The 19,604-nt window shown below is 41.5% G+C and carries 23 protein-coding genes and 1 other RNA gene; 20 read left to right on the forward strand and 4 right to left on the reverse strand.

Features of this window, described 5'->3' with window-relative positions; genetic code table 11:
• Window positions 1–13: 13 nt before the first annotated feature.
• On the forward strand, window positions 14–571 hold the full coding sequence (efp, locus tag J2S07_RS13485; protein WP_307150932.1) for an elongation factor P: 558 nt from the start codon (window positions 14–16) through the stop codon (window positions 569–571).
• A gap of 39 nt (window positions 572–610) precedes the next feature.
• Here efp and J2S07_RS13490 read toward each other — a convergent pair whose 3' ends face one another.
• The 3 genes from J2S07_RS13490 to J2S07_RS13500 form a co-directional block, all read right to left on the reverse strand.
• The gene (locus J2S07_RS13490; RefSeq protein ID WP_307150933.1) at window positions 611–784 is read right to left on the reverse strand and encodes a hypothetical protein; all 174 of its coding nucleotides are present in this window, start codon (window positions 782–784) and stop codon (window positions 611–613) included.
• 97 nt (window positions 785–881) lie between these two features.
• Window positions 882–1,066: non-coding RNA, 6S RNA (gene ssrS / locus J2S07_RS13495), on the reverse strand.
• A gap of 54 nt (window positions 1,067–1,120) precedes the next feature.
• Window positions 1,121–1,801, reverse strand: a complete 681-nt coding sequence (locus J2S07_RS13500; RefSeq protein ID WP_307150934.1) for an SIMPL domain-containing protein — start codon at window positions 1,799–1,801, stop codon at window positions 1,121–1,123.
• Between the two features lie 183 nt (window positions 1,802–1,984).
• Between J2S07_RS13500 and spoIIIAA the strand changes: the two genes are divergently transcribed.
• Genes spoIIIAA through J2S07_RS13540 form a run of 8 tightly spaced genes read left to right on the forward strand, consistent with a single transcriptional unit; the run spans window position 1,985 to window position 7,170 of the window.
• Entirely contained in the window at window positions 1,985–2,902 is a 918-nt protein-coding gene (gene spoIIIAA / locus J2S07_RS13505; protein WP_307150935.1) for a stage III sporulation protein AA, read from the forward strand.
• A complete protein-coding gene (gene spoIIIAB / locus J2S07_RS13510) occupies window positions 2,903–3,418 on the forward strand; it encodes a stage III sporulation protein SpoIIIAB (RefSeq protein WP_307150936.1) in 516 nt (171 codons plus the stop codon).
• A gap of 47 nt (window positions 3,419–3,465) precedes the next feature.
• Window positions 3,466–3,672, forward strand: coding sequence for a stage III sporulation protein AC (gene spoIIIAC, locus J2S07_RS13515; protein ID WP_009794945.1), 207 nt, complete (start codon window positions 3,466–3,468; stop codon window positions 3,670–3,672).
• A complete protein-coding gene (spoIIIAD, locus tag J2S07_RS13520) occupies window positions 3,626–4,075 on the forward strand; it encodes a stage III sporulation protein AD (RefSeq protein WP_307150937.1) in 450 nt (149 codons plus the stop codon). The genes spoIIIAC and spoIIIAD overlap by 47 nt, the downstream gene beginning before the upstream one ends.
• A 21-nt stretch (window positions 4,076–4,096) precedes the next feature.
• Window positions 4,097–5,293 carry a stage III sporulation protein AE gene (gene spoIIIAE, locus J2S07_RS13525; protein ID WP_307150938.1) on the forward strand — a complete coding sequence of 399 codons (1,197 nt, stop codon included), beginning with the start codon at window positions 4,097–4,099 and terminating at the stop codon, window positions 5,291–5,293.
• A gap of 10 nt (window positions 5,294–5,303) precedes the next feature.
• Window positions 5,304–5,921 (forward strand): stage III sporulation protein AF, encoded by a 618-nt coding sequence (spoIIIAF, locus tag J2S07_RS13530; RefSeq protein ID WP_307150939.1) that lies wholly within the window; start codon window positions 5,304–5,306, stop codon window positions 5,919–5,921.
• Between the two features lie 4 nt (window positions 5,922–5,925).
• A complete protein-coding gene (gene spoIIIAG / locus J2S07_RS13535) occupies window positions 5,926–6,567 on the forward strand; it encodes a stage III sporulation protein AG (protein ID WP_307150940.1) in 642 nt (213 codons plus the stop codon).
• Window positions 6,568–6,618: 51 nt separating this feature from the next.
• The gene (locus J2S07_RS13540; RefSeq protein ID WP_307150941.1) at window positions 6,619–7,170 is read left to right on the forward strand and encodes a SpoIIIAH-like family protein; all 552 of its coding nucleotides are present in this window, start codon (window positions 6,619–6,621) and stop codon (window positions 7,168–7,170) included.
• A 39-nt stretch (window positions 7,171–7,209) separates the two neighbouring features.
• Here the strand turns inward: J2S07_RS13540 and J2S07_RS13545 are convergent, their stop codons facing one another.
• Complete coding sequence (locus tag J2S07_RS13545; protein ID WP_307150942.1) at window positions 7,210–8,691, reverse strand: methyl-accepting chemotaxis protein; 1,482 nt, start codon at window positions 8,689–8,691, stop codon at window positions 7,210–7,212.
• Window positions 8,692–8,895: 204 nt separating this feature from the next.
• On the opposite strand from J2S07_RS13545, the gene accB reads away from it, so the two are divergent.
• The 11 genes from accB (at window position 8,896) to recN (ending at window position 19,552) form a co-directional block, all read left to right on the forward strand.
• Window positions 8,896–9,405 carry an acetyl-CoA carboxylase biotin carboxyl carrier protein gene (gene accB / locus J2S07_RS13550; RefSeq protein ID WP_307150943.1) on the forward strand — a complete coding sequence of 170 codons (510 nt, stop codon included), beginning with the start codon at window positions 8,896–8,898 and terminating at the stop codon, window positions 9,403–9,405.
• A gap of 15 nt (window positions 9,406–9,420) precedes the next feature.
• Window positions 9,421–10,776 carry an acetyl-CoA carboxylase biotin carboxylase subunit gene (accC, locus tag J2S07_RS13555; protein WP_307150944.1) on the forward strand — a complete coding sequence of 452 codons (1,356 nt, stop codon included), beginning with the start codon at window positions 9,421–9,423 and terminating at the stop codon, window positions 10,774–10,776.
• Window positions 10,777–10,793: 17 nt separating this feature from the next.
• Entirely contained in the window at window positions 10,794–11,201 is a 408-nt protein-coding gene (locus tag J2S07_RS13560) for an Asp23/Gls24 family envelope stress response protein (RefSeq protein ID WP_307150945.1), read from the forward strand.
• Between the two features lie 189 nt (window positions 11,202–11,390).
• The gene (gene nusB, locus J2S07_RS13565; RefSeq protein WP_307150946.1) at window positions 11,391–11,783 is read left to right on the forward strand and encodes a transcription antitermination factor NusB; all 393 of its coding nucleotides are present in this window, start codon (window positions 11,391–11,393) and stop codon (window positions 11,781–11,783) included.
• A 32-nt stretch (window positions 11,784–11,815) separates the two neighbouring features.
• On the forward strand, window positions 11,816–13,177 hold the full coding sequence (gene xseA / locus J2S07_RS13570) for an exodeoxyribonuclease VII large subunit (protein WP_307150947.1): 1,362 nt from the start codon (window positions 11,816–11,818) through the stop codon (window positions 13,175–13,177).
• On the forward strand, window positions 13,167–13,394 hold the full coding sequence (locus J2S07_RS13575) for an exodeoxyribonuclease VII small subunit (RefSeq protein ID WP_307150948.1): 228 nt from the start codon (window positions 13,167–13,169) through the stop codon (window positions 13,392–13,394). The genes xseA and J2S07_RS13575 overlap by 11 nt, the downstream gene beginning before the upstream one ends.
• Window positions 13,354–14,289, forward strand: coding sequence for a polyprenyl synthetase family protein (locus J2S07_RS13580; RefSeq protein WP_307150949.1), 936 nt, complete (start codon window positions 13,354–13,356; stop codon window positions 14,287–14,289). The genes J2S07_RS13575 and J2S07_RS13580 overlap by 41 nt, the downstream gene beginning before the upstream one ends.
• 226 nt (window positions 14,290–14,515) lie before the next feature.
• Entirely contained in the window at window positions 14,516–16,408 is a 1,893-nt protein-coding gene (dxs, locus tag J2S07_RS13585; protein WP_307150950.1) for a 1-deoxy-D-xylulose-5-phosphate synthase, read from the forward strand.
• A gap of 3 nt (window positions 16,409–16,411) precedes the next feature.
• Entirely contained in the window at window positions 16,412–17,245 is an 834-nt protein-coding gene (locus J2S07_RS13590) for a TlyA family RNA methyltransferase (RefSeq protein ID WP_307150951.1), read from the forward strand.
• 153 nt (window positions 17,246–17,398) lie between these two features.
• Window positions 17,399–17,848 (forward strand): transcriptional regulator AhrC/ArgR, encoded by a 450-nt coding sequence (gene ahrC / locus J2S07_RS13595; RefSeq protein WP_307150952.1) that lies wholly within the window; start codon window positions 17,399–17,401, stop codon window positions 17,846–17,848.
• Window positions 17,849–17,863: 15 nt separating this feature from the next.
• Window positions 17,864–19,552 (forward strand): DNA repair protein RecN, encoded by a 1,689-nt coding sequence (recN, locus tag J2S07_RS13600; RefSeq protein ID WP_307150953.1) that lies wholly within the window; start codon window positions 17,864–17,866, stop codon window positions 19,550–19,552.
• The last annotated feature ends 52 nt before the right edge of the window (window positions 19,553–19,604 follow it).

The raw sequence follows: 19,604 nt of genomic DNA on the forward strand, positions 1-19,604 counted from the left end.
AGGAGGATTTTGGATGATTTCTGTAAACGATTTTCGTACAGGCCTAACAATCGAAGTGGATGGAGGACTTTGGCGCGTGATGGATTTCCAACACGTGAAGCCAGGTAAAGGTGCTGCCTTCGTTCGTTCAAAGCTTCGTAATCTTCGTACCGGCGCTGTTCAAGAAAAAACATTCCGTGCAGGCGAGAAAGTGGCTAAAGCACAAATTGACAATCGTAAAATGCAGTATTTATATGCAAATGGTGATCAGCATGTATTCATGGATAATGAATCCTACGATCAAATTGAATTGCCAACAAGTGCGATTGAAGAAGAATTGAATTATTTGAAGGAAAATATGGAAGTTCATATTATGATGTTCCAAAGTGAAACCCTTGGAATTGAATTGCCTAATACGGTTGAATTAGAAGTTGTTGAAACGGAACCAGGCATCAAGGGTGATACTGCTTCAGGTGGTTCAAAACCAGCCAAGCTTGAAACAGGGCTAATTGTCCAAGTTCCATTCTTCGTCAATGAAGGCGATCGTTTAATTATCAATACATCTGAAGGAACTTATGTTTCTAGAGCGTAAAAAAAAGATCCCAAATGGCGCAAACCATTTGGGATTATTTTATTTTCGTGGATATTCTCTCCCTGTTGCTCCAACGGAGATGTCCGTATCATTTTTATTATTATAGGCTGGGTCTGAGGTCATTTCGGTACGGTTGTCTCTAGCCCCTTCTAAATATTCATCCTTAAAGTCTTTTTGTGCCTTCAAGAATTTTTCTCGATTTGGATTCACCATATGTACACACCCCTTTCCACTTTATTGTTCACGCATTTTCTCTCCTTATGTACAAAAAAAGCAACAGTCTACTGACCATTGCTTTCTAAATTCCTAATTATAAGCCGCAGTTGCCGCCGAAATTATGGAGTTTCATAACCTGCTCTCCCAGGTGGGTATCCGCAATCCACTTTTCAACGTCCTTAACGAAAGGAAGGCTTGTTGTCTATGCTTCTTATATTGGATTCCCTTATACTCATTAAAGGTTGAAACTTCATATACAAACGAACAACCCAGCCGTTCTATTAATTATCTTACAGGATAAGAAACGATATCTCAAGTGGGAATGAATGGTTTTTAGTATGAGATGTTGGTCAAAAAAACAGCTGAGATTCGTGCTTTTATTTCCTGTTTTCCTGGCTCAATTTGCATGGTACTCGCACTCTTGACCATTGGGGAATCCACAAAAGGCTGGGGTCCTTCAGAAAACTTGAACTCCTCTGTGATTTTAATAGGTGTTTTATCTAAGTGAACCTGCAATGAATGTGCAATCGTATCAGCTTTTTCGATGGCATTTTGCACTGCTTTTTGCAGGGCTACCTGATAAGCTTTTGTGGGATGAGCGAAATGAAACGAGATATTAGAAACCCGGTTCGCCCCATGTTGAACAGCTGTATCGACAACAGCACCAACTCGATCTAAATCCTGTATTGTAACCTGTAGCATATGCTCCACCCGATATCCCCTAAAGGTTTGTTTTCCGTCCACAAAATCGTACATCGGATAGATCGTAAAGCTTGTCGTTTGGATAAATTCTTTAGGAATACCCATCTCAGTCAATGCCTGGATGATCTGTGATATATGAGATGAATTTTTCTTTTGCGCCTTACTTAACTCTACATCCTCTGTTTCTACCCCGACCCAGACGTTAGCGATCGTTGGCTGTAGGGAAACACTCCCCTCTCCAGTGACATGGATTTCCCCTTTTTGCGCTCTCACACTTGGATTCATTTGATAACGATATGAATGATGGTACATCGTATTTTCCCCCATTTTTCTCATGAATTTATTCCATTTTATGAAACAAAAGAGGTGGCTGCTTAATTTTTCTTTATAGGAAGCCTCCTTTCTTTGGAACATAGTCATAAAGTGTCCAAGCAGGCATACATTTTTAGTAGGCCAAGTAGGTAGACTCTTCGCTTGTTAAGGAGGAATTTCATTTTGGAACGAGTTATAGAAATGTTGCCAATCCGTATTGTTGAAATATTGAGCCAGCTGCCTCCACAACAACTCCATGCTATAGAAGAAATTCGGATTCGAACGAATCGACCGATTGAAGTAGCCATTCAAGGGAGTCCACAGTTCTTGCCCTATGTTGTTAAGGAAGAGGATTGTGTTCAGATCTTAAATAAGCTTAGTCATTTTTCGATCTATACATTGGAAGAGGAGCTTAAAAGAGGCTATATTACGATCTCGGGAGGTCATCGTGTTGGACTTGCTGGAAAGGTCATCTTGGAAAATGGTGCCGTTAAGGCAATCAGAGACATTGCTTCCTTCAACATTCGGATTGCTAGAGAAAAAATGGGAATTGCGGAGTCCTTAACGCCATTCATATTTGAGGATGGATGGCTTCACACGATGATCATTGGTCCGCCACAAACGGGCAAAACTACACTTCTTAGGGATTTTGCGAGGATTATCTCTGGTGGGAGCTCCAGCTTTTTGCCACTAAAAGTCGGAATCGTTGATGAGAGGTCAGAAATTGCTGGGAGTGTCAATGGGGTTCCACAGTTAACCTTTGGTCCACGTGTCGATGTATTGGATGCATGTCCGAAGGCAGAAGGAATGATGATGATGATTCGCTCCATGAGTCCAGATATTCTTGTTGTCGATGAAATTGGTAGAAAAGAGGATTGCGATGCGATTATGGAGGCGATTCATGCGGGGATTACGCTATTTATGACCACCCATGGCAACTCCTTTGAAGAAGTGAAGAATCGTCCCATCTTAAAGCCGCTCATCGAAATGAAAATTTTCAAGCGGTTTATTGAATTAAATCGTGCGAAAGGGCCCGGAACGATCTCCTCCATTAAGAATGAAAATGGTCTAGAAATTGTTGAAAAAGTGAGAGTGACATAGATGGTGAAAATTGTCGGGGCGGTGATCATCATCATCGCAACCACCTGGACGGGATTTGAAGCATCAAGACATTTTAATGAAAGGCCGAGACAGCTTCGTTTATTGAAATCAGCCTTACAGTCTTTGGAGGCAGAGATCATGTTTGGACATACCCCATTGCATGAGGCATCAAGACGCTTGTCTGTTCAAATGACAAAGCCGATATCGTTATTTTTTGAGGCATTCACTGAAAAACTAACCCATTCGGAAACAACGGTGAAAGAGGCCTGGGAGGAAAGCTTACAAGAAATTTGGAAGCTGACTGCATTAAAAAAGGGCGAGTATGAAATCATGAGGCAATTTGGGGAAACCCTCGGCCGTCATGACCGCTTTTCACAACAAAAGCAGATTCAGCTGGCCTTAACCCATCTTGAGCGAGAAGAGGCAGATGCATACGAAAGGCAGGCAACATACGAAAAAATGGTCAAAAGCCTGGGGTTCCTTTCGGGATTATTGCTCGTCATACTCTTAATGTAATCAATTAGATAATTGCTGGGACATATTAGCACTTAGGAGGAAAATTCATGGGTTTAGAAGTAGACATCATCTTTAAAATTGCTGGAGTTGGAATTGTAGTCGCCTTCCTACATACCATTCTAGATCAGGTTGGAAAAAAGGAATATGCCCAGTGGGTTACATTGTTTGGATTCATTTATATCTTATTTATGGTTGCGTCGATTGTCGATGATTTATTCCAGAAGATTAAGTCAGTATTTTTGTTCCAAGGGTAGGGAGGGCTTAGAGATTGAGATCATCCAAATTGTAGGAATTGCACTTGTGTCTACGTTCCTTGCTCTTATTGTCAAGGAACAGAAGCCAAATTTCGCCTTCTTGCTAATTGTTTTTGTCGGCTGTTCCATTTTCCTGTTTCTAATTGACCAAATTTATGCCGTGATTCACATGCTGGAAGTGATAGCGATCAATGCAAAGATCAATATCATTTATGTCGAAACGATTCTCAAAATCATTGGTATAGCCTATATCGCAGAGTTTGCCTCGCAAATTACAAAGGATGCTGGTCAAGGGGCTATCGCTTCAAAAATTGAGCTTGCTGGAAAAATATTGATTCTTGCCATGGCTATCCCAATATTAACCGTACTAATTGAAACGATCATTCAACTAATCCCAAGTTAATTTTCTAAGCAGGTGAAAAGGATGAAGCAATGGACGCAGGTATTATCATTGGTTTTTTTATTTGTAGTTTTTCTCATCATTCCAGGTGGACAAGCAGGGGCTGAGGAAACGAGCAATGAAGGATTGAATCCTCAGGAACTGGTCGATACACAGCTCGAGACCCTAAATTTAGATGAGTTAAAAGGGTATTGGGAGGATATTTTGCAAAATTATGGTGGTTTTCTCCCGGAAAGCCAAAAGGGAAGTTTATACGATTTTATCAAAGGGGAGAAAGAGTTTTCTCTTAAGGAATGGTTTTTCGGATTTCTGAAATATCTATTTCATGAATTCATCGTCAATGGAAAGCTGCTTGGCTCCTTGATCATGCTGACTATTTTCTCCATGTTCCTACAGACTCTTCAAAATTCCTTTGAAAAAAGCACAGTCAGCAAAGTTGCCTATTCGATTGTGTTCATGGTGCTTATCATCATCGCTTTGAATAGCTTCCATGTTGCCATCCAATATGCAACTGAGGCGATTCAGACGATGACCTCATTCATCATCGCTTTAATTCCGCTTCTTCTTGCGTTAATTGCAAGCTCGGGGGGGTTAATCTCGGCAGCGTTTTTCCATCCGGTTATACTGTTCTTAATGAATATGAGTGGAACCTTTATCCAGTACATCGTGCTACCCTTGCTTTTCCTCTCGGCCATATTAAACATTGTCAGCACATTAACCGAGCATTACAAAGTAACTCAACTGGGAAATCTGCTGCGGAATTGGAGCATTGGCCTCTTAGGATTATTTTTAACAGTCTTTCTTGGAGTCATTTCTGTGCAAGGGGCTTCAGCAGCGATTACAGATGGGGTCACGATTCGTACCGCAAAGTTCTTGACGGGAAATTTCATCCCTGTCATCGGCAGAATGTTTACTGATGCTACGGACACAGTCATCAGTGCATCCGTCCTTCTAAAAAACACAGTAGGAATTGCGGGAGTAGCAATCCTGCTCTTGATTGTTGCTTTTCCAGCGTTAAAAATTCTGATGATTTCCTTCATCTATAAATTTGCTGCAGCCATCTTGCAGCCGCTTGGAGGAGGGCCAATTATTAAGTGCCTTGATGTAATCAGTAAGAGCATCATCTATGTTTTTGCTGCGCTAGCCATTGTTTCACTCATGTTCTTTCTTAGCCTTACGGTCGTGATTGCCTCGGGCAACTTAACATTAATGGTTCGATAGGGGGATGAGTATGGATTTTATTACAGAATGGGTTACGAATATTATCATATTTGTCCTCATCGCCACGATAATTGATTTACTTCTGCCGAATACGAGCATGCAAAAATACACGAAGATGGTGGCAGGCTTGTTGTTAATCGCGATCATCTTATCTCCCATTTTGAAACTATTATCCAATGATCTCGAATCTGCACTCGCCTCGATCCCAGCTATGCAAACAAAGGGTGAGGATAAAATGGAAAATTTAATAGATTTGCATAAAAAAGAAATACAAGCCTCCACTCGTGCATATATTTTAGAAGAAACGGCTGTCCAACTTGAAGCGAACGTAGAAGAGGAGTTGATGGAGCAGTACGGATACGTGATAACGGACATTGAATTCATGGTGGATGAGAACAGCCCTGGCGATTTTTTGGAGAGCTTGCAATCGGTTATCGTCCGGCTGGGCCAGCATGAAGCTGAGGCTCAGGCAGTCGAGGTCGTAAAGAAAGTAGAGATTAATACAAATGAACCTCCTCCATCGGTGCAACAAGCAAAGGAAAGCAAAAGGATCGCATCACTCTTATCTGAAAAATGGGATGTAGAAGAAGAAAAGATTCAAATCGTCGTAGAAGGGGGGAGCAGATAGCGAAATGGAGAAGGACAAGGGACCGATATCATGGCTGAAAAAGCTATTTTCAAAGGAAGAAAGTGGAGACAAGAAATATCCCTACTTAGTGATTGTTCTTTTGCTTGGAGCCGTTGTCATGATCATTGGCAATATGCTATCAGGGGATAAAAAGCCGGAATCAAGCACTTCGGTGATGTCAAATGCTAAGGAAACAGAAGAGGACGTTGAAGTCTTCGGTAAGAAAACGGCCACAGGTAATGAAATGATTGCTGAATATGAAAGACGTTATGAGAATCAGCTAAAGGAAGCCCTTGAGGGAATAGCTGGCGTCAGCGATGTGATGGTCGTCGTGAATGTCGATGCAACAGAAAAACGAGTATTGGAGAAAAATTCTGTTCTTCGTTCACAAACAACAAATGAAAAAGACCGAGAAGGTGGAGAGAGAAAGGTTGACGATCAGTCACAGGATCATCAAATCGTCATTATCCGTGATGGAGAAAAAGAAGTTCCAATCGTGCTTGAAACGAAAAAGCCAGAAATTAGAGGAGTACTCGTCGTCGCAAAAGGAGCTGATAATATTCAAGTTAAGAAATGGATTATTGAGTCTGTCACGAAGCTATTGGATGTTCCAAGTCATCGTGTATCCGTCATGCCGAAAAAATAAAATTCGCATTCGCGGCGGTTTAAATAAATCAAATTAAAAGGAGGATTTATCATGTTATTAAAAAAGCAAACTGTATGGCTATTAACAATGTTAAGTTTAGTGGTTGTTCTATCAGTCTATTATATGACCTCCCCTGATCAGCAAAAATATCAGCTAGCAGGCGTGGAGGAACAAGAGAAGAAAGATGTTGAGAAACAGGATGCGTCGGTAGAAACGGAGGATAGGGAGTCTGTTGTTTCAAGTGTTGCCAGTGACGAAGTATTCGAAGGATTGCGATTAAAGCTTGATGAGGATAGAAGTAAAATGAAGGAAGAATTAAGAGATATTATGGCATCAACGGAGCTGCCTTCTGCAGAACGTTCAGCTGCCTACGATAAGATTGAAAATTTAGAGCAGGTAGCACAAAAGGAAGCAGTGCTAGAAACGCTCATTATCGCCATGGGCTATGATGATGCATTAGTTCGTGCTGATGGAGAAAAGGTAAATATTACGGTAAAATCAGACAAACCGTCAGCCAAAGCAGCGAATGAGATCATTCAAGTTGTGAAGAATGAGCTTGGGCATATGCAGGCAGTTGCCGTCGAATTTCATCCGAAGAAATAGCTGCTGCTAAACAAGTACAAAAATAACGGGGAACCCCCGTTATTTTTGTTGTAGCTGCTTTAAATTTTCCACCGATTGAAAGGCTTCTATTGCTGAGCCAAGGAGCATTTCATGCTGAGAGGTTTGCAAGCCTACCGTTGATGAGAGCTCCTGCAAAGAAGCACTTGCCTGTTCAATGACCGAACTAAATTCATTGATGGATACTTCAATCGATTTTGAAGAATTTAACACATCCGTGGTCAATGTGTCATATTTGGAAATATCCTCCTTGAGCACATGAAAGGTTTCTTTGATTTTGGTGAAGGCTTCATGGGTATCGAGTGCTAATTGTAGGTTATCGGTAATTTTATCACTTGTAACAGAAGCCGTCTTCATCGTCCCTTGAGTATCACTGATGACATCGCTCAAATTATCGGTAATTTGCGTCGCTGTTTTTCTCGTCACATCTGCAAGCTTTCGTACCTCTTCAGCTACGACAGCAAAGCCCTTACCAGAATCCCCTGCACGAGCGGCCTCAATAGATGCATTAAGCGCAAGCAAATTGGTTTGTTCAGCGATTTCCTGAATGGCTTTTGCAAAGGTGGATGTCTCTTTTACTAAATCAGCTAATGAGGTCATTTGCTGATTTATTTTTCCCATATCTTCAAAGGAATCAGAGAGGTCTTCCTTTAATTTCGTCACGAGCACTTCTCCATGATTAGTGATTTCTTCAGCGTTGATTGTATCCTTGTGAAGTTTTTTCACGAGATTACTTGTTTCATTCGCAACCTGACTTGAAACCTCTAATGCCTTTGTGATTTCAACAATGGAATCGGACTGGGTTTGGATTCCTGCTGCAATCTCTCCAATGGATTGATTCATTTCCTGTGAAGCTTCATAATTCTCATGGCTCTTATTTTTCACAGTATGAATGAGGTCGGAGAGACTTAAGGTGTTTTCTTCTACCGTTTTTCTAATTTCTCGATCCGTTAACAGCAAATCCTCCGTTTGCTTCTGGGCTTCAACGATGTTTTCTGCAAGTTTTTTCGATATAGCAAGCTGGAAATTTAGTAAAATAGTATTAAGCGTATAGAGTAAATAAACAGTTGCGTAATTTTTTGCTTCTAGTGGTAACTGACTATGATATTTCCATGTAAAAACAGTTGTTGCCAGTATGCCAAGTGTAAATCCTGTCCAAAGCACTCTTCGATCCATATAAATCGCAGCGGTTGCCAGGATAAAATACAGGAGCACATAGGCCGTTGGAGAAACACTATTTGCCATAATGATGTACATGACGACCGAAACTAGGATGGTGGCTAAATAAGGAATCATATGGACTAATTTCTTTGTGTAGTGAAGTGTGGCAATAATTCCTACTCCTAAGAAACCACCGATTATAATGGATAAAATGAGTGCTAATTCCTTTTTGAGAATGATGTCAACAACCGCCCCAAGAATGACACAAACAAAGGTCGCTTTTACTACAAGAGAATTTTTTCTAGTTAAATCCTCCTGTTTGATTTCTTCAATGGTCTTCATAAAACTCCTCCTTATTTCCCCTATTTACTATTTTTCGATATCATCCTACAAAAATCCTTTTTCGCATTCGCAAATTTGGAAAATTTAATTTATTATAGAGGGGAAGAGCCCATTGTTGATTACTTAGAAAAAGATTGAATTTTTATAAGGTCTTATCGTATAGTGTTAGTATCTAGTACCAAATTTTATTAGGGAGTGTCACTCATGCTAAAAGTACAAGAAATCCGCGAATTAATTAAGCTAGTAGACCAATCGAATTTGGACGAATTTGTATATGAATTTGATGATTGCAAGATCAAAATGAAAAAGCATAAGACGGAAACTGTTGCTGTCTCTGTACCACAAATATCAACCCAAGCTGTTGACCTAGCCCCACAGGCAACGGCAGTAGAAGCTGCAGCCGTCAAGCAGGAAGTGGAAGAGGTGAAAGAGGCCCCAGCGCCAGAGGTGAAGGAGTCTAGTACGACAGAGAATTTACATAAGATTACATCTCCGATGGTTGGAACCTTCTATGAAGCATCATCCCCTGATGCTGAGCCATATGTGAAAGTGGGCTCTAAGGTATCAACTGATTCCATCGTGTGTATCGTTGAGGCGATGAAGTTATTTAATGAAATTGAGGCTGAAGTGAAAGGTGAAATTGTTGAGATCCTTGTGAAAAACGGTCAGCTAGTGGAATATGGCCAGCCGCTGTTTTTAGTAAAGCCTGAATAAGGAGCGATGCCAAGCATGATCAAGAAATTACTTATTGCTAATCGAGGAGAAATCGCGGTCAGAATCATTCGCGCTTGTAGAGAACTGGGAATTGAGTCGGTCGCTGTTTACTCTGAAGCAGATAAAGAAGCCTTACATGTCAGTCTAGCGGATGAGGCATATTGTATCGGGCCAACGCTGTCAAAGGATAGCTACTTAAATTTTACCAATATTGTAAGTGTTGCAAAGCTAACGGGTTGTCAGGCTATCCATCCCGGCTATGGTTTTTTAGCGGAGAATGCAGCATTCGCTGAGCTTTGCCGTGAGTGTAATATCATTTTTGTTGGTCCTTCTCCTGAAGCGATTACGAAGATGGGTACAAAGGATATTGCGAGAGAAACAATGAAGGCAGCCAATGTGCCAATTGTTCCTGGATCACAAGGAATTATCAAGGATGAAGCGGAAGCGATTGAACTTGCGAACACCATCGGCTATCCAGTAATCATTAAGGCTACTGCAGGTGGCGGCGGAAAAGGGATTCGAGTTGCCCGTAATGAAACCGAATTAATAAAAGGGATCAATATTACGCAACAGGAGGCCTTAACGGCTTTCGGTAACCCTGGTGTATACATTGAGAAATATATAGAGGATTTCCGCCATGTGGAAATACAAGTGCTCGCAGATAATCATGGGAACGTCGTTCATCTAGGGGAGCGTGATTGCTCGATCCAAAGACGGCTGCAGAAGCTCTTGGAGGAAACCCCATCTCCGGCATTGGATGAGGAGATTCGAAAAGAAATGGGCGATGCTGCTGTAAAAGCAGCAAAAGCAGTTGATTATACGGGTGCAGGTACGATAGAATTTATCTATGATTATCGTAATCGAAAGTTTTACTTTATGGAAATGAATACTCGAATCCAAGTAGAGCATCCAGTAACCGAAATGGTCACGGGAGTCGATCTCATAAAGGAACAAATTAAGGTCGCTTCAGGGGAAAAGCTCGCATTCGCACAGGAGGATGTTGAGTTTAATGGTTGGGCTATTGAATGCAGAATCAATGCCGAAAACCCTGAGAAGAACTTCCTGCCATCCCCTGGCAAGATTCACATGTACCTCCCACCTGGTGGCTTAGGGGTTCGAATTGATTCGGCTGTATATCCAGGATATACGATTCCTCCTTTTTATGATTCGATGATTGCGAAGATTATTTCTTATGGAAGCACGAGAGAAGAAGCGATCTCTCGGATGAAAAGAGCGTTGAGTGAATTTGTCATTGAAGGTATTCATACGACGATTCCATTCCACCTAAAATTACTAAGCCATGAGAAGTTTGTGGCGGGTGATTTTAATACAAAATTTCTTGAATTGTATGATGTCATGAAATCAGATTGATACTGGAGGGTGCAGAAATGAGCGAACAGAATATTTTAGAAATGAGTCAAGGACCATCAGGGCTTGGCAAAATTGAAATTGCTCCTGAAGTCATTGAAGTCATTGCGGGAATAGCGGCTTCAGAGGTAGAAGGCGTTTCACAAATGCGTGGGAATTTTGCTTCAGGTGTCGTTGAAAGACTTGGGAAAAAGAACCACGGTAAGGGTGTAAAGGTTGAACTAACAGAGGATGGAATCAAGGTAGATGTATACTGTCTAATGAAATTTGGAGTATCCATACCGACGGTTGCTCAAAAGGTACAAGATAATATTCGCCAGGCTCTTTTAAACATGACTGCCCTTGAAGCAGAGGAAGTCAATGTTCATATCGTTGGAATTCAATTTGAAACACAAAAGCAAGAAGCTGAAACGGAACAAGAAATGTAGTTAAAACAGCGGAAGCCAGAGACAACACAATGTCTTTGGCTTTTCTCATTTTTTTGAGTCTTTTTCATTTAAAAAAAGGTTATAGTGAGAGTAGGTAGGAAGATTCCCTTTAACAAGACATGTCGTTATGCTATTATTTCTATGGACTTCAAAAAACTGAATCCTATTTATAAAGGAGTTTTTCAATAGATGAAAAGAAGAACAGCGAGAGAAAAGGCACTACAGGCCCTATTTCAAATTGATGTAAGTGATGCTGTACCGAACGAAGCGATTGAGCATGTCCTGGACGGTGTGCGAAGTGATGATTACTTGGAACGGCTTGTACTAGGTGTGGTCGAAAATCTTCCACAGATTGATGATTTGATTCAAGCTAATCTTGAAAAGTGGACAATGGATCGCTTAGCCATTGTTGACAGAAATATTTTAAGACTTTCCACCTACGAGCTCCTGTATTGCAAAGAGGACGTTCCGACAAATGTGGTGATTGACGAAGCGATTGAAATTGCAAAAGTATTTGGAGATGAGGAATCGGGCCGCTTTATTAACGGAATTTTATCCAAAGTGAAGGAAGTCGTTAGCTAGGGCAGCTTCCAGTTTTGTAAGGAGTTTTTCATATGAGCGAGAACCGCTTTTTAACTGTTACTGCTTTAACAAAATATATCAAAAGAAAATTTGATGCTGATCCCCATCTTCATGATGTATTTGTGAAGGGAGAAATCTCTAACTTCAAACAGCATTCAAGTGGCCATATGTATTTTACGCTTAAGGATGAAAGAGCTCGAATTTTGGCGGTTATGTTTGCAAGTCAAAACCGCTCCCTCAAATTTATTCCTGAAAATGGGATGAAGGTCCTTCTCTCTGGTGAAGTCACCGTCTATGAGCAGGGTGGGCAGTATCAAATCTATGTGAAGACGATGCAGCCTGATGGAATCGGTGATCTATATTTAGCCTACGAGCAGCTAAAGGAAAGATTAGAGAAGGAAGGACTTTTCTCACCTGAGCATAAAAAGCCACTCCCGAAGTTCCCGAATACGGTAGGAGTCATTACCTCTCCAACAGGTGCTGCCGTCCGGGATATTATTACAACGATTAAAAGAAGGTATCCGGTTGCCCGCATCCTCATTTTTCCAGCGCTTGTACAAGGTGACCATGCATCAGGCTCGATTGTGAAGGCGATTGAAAAGGCAAATGAAATGAATGAGGTAGACTGCTTGATCGTTGGTCGCGGTGGTGGCTCGATTGAAGAGCTATGGGCCTTTAACGAAGAAGCCGTAGTGAGAGCTATCTTTGCGTCAAGGGTTCCGATAATATCAGCAGTTGGCCATGAAACGGATTTTACAATTGCGGATTTTGTTGCCGATATGCGGGCGCCGACCCCTACAGGAGCAGCGGAGCTAGCGGTCCCACATATGAACGAACTGCTTGAGAGAGTGTTAACGAAGCAATCGAGATTAATTCGCGTCATGAAGGAAAAAGTCCGGTTTCAACAAGAACGGCTCAATCGTATAGAGAAATCATATGCATTCCGATATCCACAGAAGATGTATGAGCAGAAAATGGAGCAGGTTGATAAAGTGACAGAAAGACTTGTTCGTGGAGCAGATAATCTTTTTGTTACTCAAAAAGACGCCTATAGTAGCTTAATTCGGCGTCTGGAGCGAAACAACCCAAAGCAGTTATTCGCGATGGCTGCTGAACAGCATACAAAAATGGAAAAGGAATTAAACAGAGCTATGGTGGCGATTTTTTCGGCCAAAAGCAAGGATTATCATCAAATGCTTGCGACCTTAGATGCATTAAGCCCACTTAAAGTTATGGATCGGGGCTATAGTCTTGTGTACGATCAGGAAGGAAGACTAGCAAAGAGTGTGGGAGACTTTTCGAAGGATAGTCAACTGAAGGTTCAAATGGCTGATGGTTCACTTTTATGCAAAGTGACTGAAGTAGAGGGGAAGGAGAGCCATAATGGAGGATAAATTATCATTTGAAGAGGCGATGAAAAACCTTGAAGACATTGTCGAAAAGCTAGAAGAAGGAGATGTCCCTTTGGAGGAAGCAATCGCGATCTATCGCAGAGGGATGGAACTTTCAAAGCTTTGTCATGATAAATTAAAGAACGTAGAAGAACAATTAACGCAGGTCATTACCGAGGATGGAAAGAAAGAAGAATTTTCCATACAAGAGGAGGAATAATGTGGAGCATTCTCTTTTGGAATCCTTTTCTGATACATACAAAAATTTGCTTGAAAATCAACTGAGAGAAAATATCGATCGGATGCAGGCACCCGAAGTCATTAAGGAGGCAATGCATTATTCACTGAAGGCAGGAGGAAAAAGAATTCGTCCTTTACTCCTTTTTGCCACCTTGGATGCATTTAAAGAACGTCCAGAAAAAGGATTGTTAACAGCATGTGCGATTGAAATGATCCATACTTATTCTCTGATCCATGATGATTTGCCGAGCATGGATAATGATGATTTAAGAAGGGGAAGGCCGACAAACCATAAAGTATTCGGGGAAGCCTTTGCCATTTTGGCAGGCGACGCACTTTTAACCTGTAGCTTTCAGCTTATTGCCGAAACGACGGAAGCAGATGTAGACGCAAATCAGAAGCTAGAGCTCATTCGTGAATTGGCCATTGCTGCTGGAGCCGAAGGAATGGTGGGTGGACAGGTTGCTGATATGGAGGGAGAGGATAAGTCCTTAACCCTTGAGGAACTGAAGTACATTCATTATCATAAAACGGGTAAGCTTTTGGCTTATAGTGCGGTAGCAGGGGCGATCCTGGCAGGAGCTTCAAAAGAAACCGTAGAAAAATTTAGAGCCTTTGCTCATCATCTAGGCCTTGCCTTTCAAATACGCGATGACATTTTGGATGTTGAGGGGAGCGAGGAAAAGATTGGCAAGCGAGTTGGCAGTGATGCATATAATCATAAAAGTACGTACCCGGTCCTTTTATCAATGGATGGTGCGAAAAAAGCCTTAGAAGAGGAAATTAATCAGGCTCTATCTATTCTCAAGACGATGGACTTGAAGACCAATCTCTTAGAAGAATTAACCGATTTGGTTGCTACACGGGATCATTGAGCAAAATTTGTAAATATGTTATAATACAGTTTGACTTTATTTCGTCATATTTGATTGTTCTAAATAAAAGTATTGCCGTTACCACAATTGTGTTAGCGGTTATTTTTTCAGGTGGGAACTGATTAAATTTGTTCCCGAGATTAGTATCCCCATTTATAAATTTCATTAGCAACATTGTTTGAGAAAAGAGCCTAAATGAATTAGAAATGAAAGCGAGTGGTCCATCATGGATCTATTTTCAATAAAAGACCCTTCCTTCCTAAAAAGTCTAACCGTTAAGGAATTAGAGAGCCTTAGTGAGGATATTCGTAAATTCTTGATTGAGAAACTTTCAAAAACAGGTGGACATATTGGGCCTAATTTGGGGGTTGTGGAATTAACGATTGCCCTACACAAATGCTTTAACAGTCCAGTCGATAAAATATTATGGGATGTAGGACATCAATCCTATGTTCATAAGATCCTGACTGGAAGGGCCTGTCAGTTTGATACATTAAGACAATATAAGGGACTTTGTGGCTTTCCAAAGATGGTCGAAAGCGAGCATGATGTATGGGAGACCGGTCACAGCTCCACCTCACTGTCAGCGGCAATGGGAATGGCGATTGCAAGAGATTTAAAGAAGGAGAAGTCCTTTGTTGTTCCTGTTATTGGCGATGGGGCACTTACAGGTGGAATGGCTCTAGAGGCATTGAATCATATCGGTCACGAAAAGAAAAATATGATTGTTGTCCTCAATGATAATGAAATGTCGATTGCGCCAAATGTAGGGGCTCTTCACAATGTGTTAGGACGCCTAAGAACTGCTGGGAAATACCAATGGGCGAAGGATGAATTAGAGCAGCTACTCAAGAAAATTCCTGCTGTTGGTGGAAAGGTAGCACAGGCGGCAGAAAGGATCAAGGATAGCTTAAAATATTTGCTCGTTTCTGGAGTCTTCTTTGAAGAACTTGGATTCACGTACTTAGGTCCAATTGATGGCCATAACTTTGAAGCTTTATTTGAAAATCTTGCCTATGCTAAGAAAACAGAGGGGCCTGTCTTACTACATGTCATTACGAAAAAAGGTAAAGGCTATGGCCCAGCTGAGAAGGACACCACTGGAAATTGGCATGGTACAGGTGCCTACAAGATTGAAACGGGTGATTTCATTAAGCCTGTTGATGCTCCTCCAGCATGGAGCAAGCTTGTCAGTGAGACCGTCAGGAGAATTGCTCGGGAGGATGAGCGCATCGTCGCCATAACTCCTGCTATGCCTGTCGGCTCAAAGCTCGAAGGCTTTGCTAGTGAGTTTCCTGATCGCATGTATGATGTTGGAATTGCGGAACAGCATGCTGCAACAGTTGCAGCAGGGCTTGCCACCCAGAAAATGAAGCCGTTCCTAGCGATTTATTCCACCTTTCTGCAACGGGCCTATGATCAGGTCGTCCACGATATTTGTCGTCAAAATCTTAATGTCTTCTTTGGAATTGATCGGGCGGGATTAGTTGGAGCAGACGGAGAAACGCACCAAGGTGTATTTGATATCGCCTTTATGAGACATATTCCGAATATGGTAATGATGATGCCGAAGGATGAAAATGAAGGCCAGCATTTAGTCTATACAGCGTTAAAATACGATCATGGTCCAATCGCCATGAGATTTCCACGTGGAAATGGTCTTGGAGTGCCACTCGATCAGGAACTAAAGGAAATTCCTATAGGTTCATGGGAAATTCTAAAGAATGGTTCCGACGGGGCAATCCTTACCTTTGGGACGACGATTCCAATGGCCATGAAAGCAGCGGAAATTCTTGAAAAGCAAGGGATTTCCATTAAAGTTGTGAATGCGCGATTTATTAAGCCTTTAGACGAAGCGATGCTGCTTGATATTCTTGGAACAAACATGCCAATCTTGACGATTGAAGAGGCGATTCTTCAGGGTGGCTTTGGTAGCTCTATTCTGGAATTTGCCTCGGATCATGGCTTCCACCACGTTCAAATTGAACGTATGGGAATTCCGGATCAGTTCATCGAGCATGGCAGTGTCAAGGAATTATTAAATGAAATCGGGCTAACAACAGAAGCGGTAGTGGCTAAGCTACAAACTATTGCTCGAAAAAAACAAAAAAGGGCTTAGACGATGAAAAAAAAAGAACGAATTGATGTCCTTCTTGTAGAAAGAGGTCTAGCTGAAACGCGGGAAAAAGCGAAAAGAGCGGTAATGGCAGGCCTTGTATACAGCAATGAAGAAAGATTAGACAAGCCTGGTGAAAAGATCAGTATTGACAGCCCGCTGGTTGTGAAAGGGAACGTGTTGCCATATGTAAGCAGGGGTGGCCTTAAGCTTGAAAAGGCACTTAAAGTATTCGATGTTTCTGTAGGTGGCAAGGTCTTGCTTGACATTGGTGCCTCAACAGGGGGCTTCACTGATTGTGCGCTTCAAAATGGGGCAAAAATGTCTTATGCCCTTGATGTCGGCTACAACCAGCTTGCGTGGAAGCTAAGACAGGATGAACGGGTCGTAGTGATGGAACGAACGAATTTTCGTTATGTTACGCCTGCGGATCTAATTGGAGAACTTCCAAATTTCGCCTCAATCGATGTTTCCTTTATCTCACTCAAATTGATTCTCCCTGTACTAAAAACATTGTTGGTGTTAAATAGTGATGTGGTCGCATTGGTGAAGCCACAATTTGAAGCAGGTCGAGAACAAGTGGGGAAAAAAGGCATTGTGAGGGATCCGAAGGTCCATGAAGATGTGCTTCAAAGAATGCTTGATTTCGCCTTGAGTGAAGGCTTTGATGTCGAAAATTTATCCTATTCACCTATTACAGGCGGGGATGGGAATATCGAATTTCTGCTCCATTTAAAGTGGAATGGGAAAGAAGCAGGAGATAATCATCTCCCTCAATCACCTATTCAAGTTGTCAAGGAAGCTCACGAGCAGCTGAAAACAAAACAAAACGAGGAATAGGCTCATGCTTATTCCTCGTTTTTCTCTCTTTTTTTATCGCAGGAAAAAAGGTATTTGTCAAGAATTGGCGAATATACACAAAAAAGTGTACTTTTTAACTAATTTTCGCTAACATTATGACGATAGGTCATGTATCAATCTCGAGGTGATTGTGTGAATAAGGGTCAAAGACATATAAAGATAAGGGAAATCATTGTAAATAATGATATCGAAACCCAAGACGAGCTTGTCGATTACTTAAAAAATGCTGGATACAATGTTACCCAAGCAACGGTATCAAGAGACATTAAGGAGCTCCATCTTGTTAAGGTTCCATTATTGGATGGGCGCTACAAATATAGCTTGCCGGCTGATCAGCGATTCAATCCACTGCAAAAGCTAAAAAGAAACTTAATGGACGCGTTCGTAAGAATTGATCATGCTGGTAATTTGCTTGTTATGAAGACATTGCCAGGCAATGCGATGTCTATTGGTGCTTTGATTGATAATCTTGATTGGGAAGAAATACTAGGTACGATCTGTGGAGATGACACGATCTTAATTATATGCAAAACCTCCGATGAAGCGGAGATCATTCAAGCAAGATTTTTAGAAATGTTGTAACCGAGGTGAAAACCCATGCTTAGCGAATTATCGATTAGAAACTTTGCCATTATTGAGTCCCTTTCCATTTCCTTCGAAAAGGGTTTGACCGTGCTTTCAGGTGAAACTGGCGCAGGGAAATCGATCATCATTGATGCCATTCATCTATTGGTTGGCGGAAGAGGCTCAGCAGAGTTTGTTCGCCACGGTGAAGAGAAAGCGGAAATTGAGGGGCTTTTTTTAATTGAAAACGATAGCCACCCTCTTTACGAAAGGGCCGGGGAGTTTGGGATTGAAATTGAAGATGGCATGATTGTTTTGCGCCGGGATATTTCTAGGACAGGAAAAAGCGTCTGTCGGATCAACGGAAAGCTTGTGACGATATCCACATTAAGAGAAATTGGTGGTACCCTTGTTGATATCCATGGACAGCATGAGCATCAGGAGCTCATGGATGAAACGAAGCATCTGTCCCTTTTGGATCAATTCGGTGGAGAGACCGTTGCTTCTGCCCTTCGTGAATACGGGGATCTATACCATTCCTATGAAAAGGCATTGAAAAACCTTAAGGCTTTGAGCGAAAATGAACAGCAGATGGCCCATCGCTTGGATTTATTGTCCTTTCAGCTTGATGAAATTCAGAATGCCCATTTGAAAATCAATGAGGATGAAGAGCTTTTAGAGGAGAAGAAAAGACTGGGTAATTTTGAAAAATTACATGAAGCCTTAAGTCTCAGCTATTCAGCTTTTCAAGGGGACAATAAAGGACTAGACTGGCTCGGCCTTGCGATGAATCATCTAGAGGATGCTGCCACGGTAGATAAGAACTTCCAAGAGCTCTCTGAATCAGTGTCCAATAGCTTTTACTTGCTTGAAGATGTCTCGAGGACTCTAAGAAATGCGCTGGACTCACTTGAATTTGACCCAGGTCGCTTGAATGAGATTGAAGAACGTTTGAATGAAATCAATCAATTAAAAAGGAAATATGGAAAAACGATCGAAGAAATTTTGGAGTATGGTGCAAAAATTGAAGAGGAGCTAGATACTCTTCAAAATAAAGAAACCCATATTGAAAAACTTCAAAAGCAACTTCATGTGATTCAGAAGGATTTAACAATCGAGGCTCGAGAATTAAGCAGTGTGAGACAAAAATACGCAGGTCAGCTAACCGAACTCATACATAAAGAGCTAAAAGAGCTTTATATGGAAAAAACAATTTTTGAAGTTCGATTCTCAAGTGATAATGAGAGCTTTTCTTCGACAGGCTCAGATAAAGTAGAGTTTTTCCTGTCAACCAACCCAGGTGAACCGCTCAAGCCTCTTTCTAAGGTTGCTTCCGGTGGGGAGTTATCAAGAATCATGCTTGCTTTAAAGAGTATTTTTTCGAAGCATCAAGGAGTCACCTCGATTATTTTCGATGAAGTGGATACGGGAGTAAGCGGAAGAGTTGCTCAGGCCATTGCGGAGAAAATTTATAACGTTTCGATTGATTCTCAGGTACTTTGCATTTCCCATCTTCCACAGGTTGCGGCCATGGCAGATACCCATCTCTATATTGCAAAGGATATTACAGATGGGCGAACGAGAACATCTGTCCAAAAGTTAGATGAACAAGAGAAGATCAAAGAAATTGGCCGCATGATTTCCGGAGTGGAAATCACGGATTTAACAAAGGAACATGCAAGAGAGCTTCTTCTTTTAGCGAAGGAAATTAAAATAACTTGAAAAGCTATCCATTCTGGGTAGCTTTTTTATGTCTATCGAGGTTATAAATGCG

Source organism: Anoxybacillus andreesenii (genome assembly GCF_030813005.1).
GTDB classification, from domain to species: domain Bacteria; phylum Bacillota; class Bacilli; order Bacillales; family Cytobacillaceae; genus Robertmurraya; species Robertmurraya andreesenii.

What these genes read in the sequence shown, in the direction of transcription:
- J2S07_RS13545 (WP_307150942.1), bottom strand. Translation starts at nt 8,691, where the DNA reads ATGAAGACCATTGAAGAAATCAAACAGGAGGATTTAACTAGAAAAAAT.
- spoIIIAD (WP_307150937.1), top strand. Translation starts at nt 3,626, where the DNA reads ATGATTTATTCCAGAAGATTAAGTCAGTATTTTTGTTCCAAGGGTAGG.
- efp (WP_307150932.1), top strand. Translation starts at nt 14, where the DNA reads ATGATTTCTGTAAACGATTTTCGTACAGGCCTAACAATCGAAGTGGAT.
- accC (WP_307150944.1), top strand. Translation starts at nt 9,421, where the DNA reads ATGATCAAGAAATTACTTATTGCTAATCGAGGAGAAATCGCGGTCAGA.
- spoIIIAE (WP_307150938.1), top strand. Translation starts at nt 4,097, where the DNA reads ATGAAGCAATGGACGCAGGTATTATCATTGGTTTTTTTATTTGTAGTT.
- J2S07_RS13500 (WP_307150934.1), bottom strand. Translation starts at nt 1,801, where the DNA reads ATGTACCATCATTCATATCGTTATCAAATGAATCCAAGTGTGAGAGCG.
- spoIIIAF (WP_307150939.1), top strand. Translation starts at nt 5,304, where the DNA reads ATGGATTTTATTACAGAATGGGTTACGAATATTATCATATTTGTCCTC.
- dxs (WP_307150950.1), top strand. Translation starts at nt 14,516, where the DNA reads ATGGATCTATTTTCAATAAAAGACCCTTCCTTCCTAAAAAGTCTAACC.
- recN (WP_307150953.1), top strand. Translation starts at nt 17,864, where the DNA reads ATGCTTAGCGAATTATCGATTAGAAACTTTGCCATTATTGAGTCCCTT.
- xseA (WP_307150947.1), top strand. Translation starts at nt 11,816, where the DNA reads ATGAGCGAGAACCGCTTTTTAACTGTTACTGCTTTAACAAAATATATC.
- spoIIIAC (WP_009794945.1), top strand. Translation starts at nt 3,466, where the DNA reads ATGGGTTTAGAAGTAGACATCATCTTTAAAATTGCTGGAGTTGGAATT.
- J2S07_RS13540 (WP_307150941.1), top strand. Translation starts at nt 6,619, where the DNA reads ATGTTATTAAAAAAGCAAACTGTATGGCTATTAACAATGTTAAGTTTA.
- J2S07_RS13490 (WP_307150933.1), bottom strand. Translation starts at nt 784, where the DNA reads ATGGTGAATCCAAATCGAGAAAAATTCTTGAAGGCACAAAAAGACTTT.
- J2S07_RS13590 (WP_307150951.1), top strand. Translation starts at nt 16,412, where the DNA reads ATGAAAAAAAAAGAACGAATTGATGTCCTTCTTGTAGAAAGAGGTCTA.
- spoIIIAB (WP_307150936.1), top strand. Translation starts at nt 2,903, where the DNA reads ATGGTGAAAATTGTCGGGGCGGTGATCATCATCATCGCAACCACCTGG.
- J2S07_RS13580 (WP_307150949.1), top strand. Translation starts at nt 13,354, where the DNA reads ATGGAAAGAAAGAAGAATTTTCCATACAAGAGGAGGAATAATGTGGAG.
- spoIIIAG (WP_307150940.1), top strand. Translation starts at nt 5,926, where the DNA reads ATGGAGAAGGACAAGGGACCGATATCATGGCTGAAAAAGCTATTTTCA.
- J2S07_RS13560 (WP_307150945.1), top strand. Translation starts at nt 10,794, where the DNA reads ATGAGCGAACAGAATATTTTAGAAATGAGTCAAGGACCATCAGGGCTT.
- accB (WP_307150943.1), top strand. Translation starts at nt 8,896, where the DNA reads ATGCTAAAAGTACAAGAAATCCGCGAATTAATTAAGCTAGTAGACCAA.
- J2S07_RS13575 (WP_307150948.1), top strand. Translation starts at nt 13,167, where the DNA reads ATGGAGGATAAATTATCATTTGAAGAGGCGATGAAAAACCTTGAAGAC.
- nusB (WP_307150946.1), top strand. Translation starts at nt 11,391, where the DNA reads ATGAAAAGAAGAACAGCGAGAGAAAAGGCACTACAGGCCCTATTTCAA.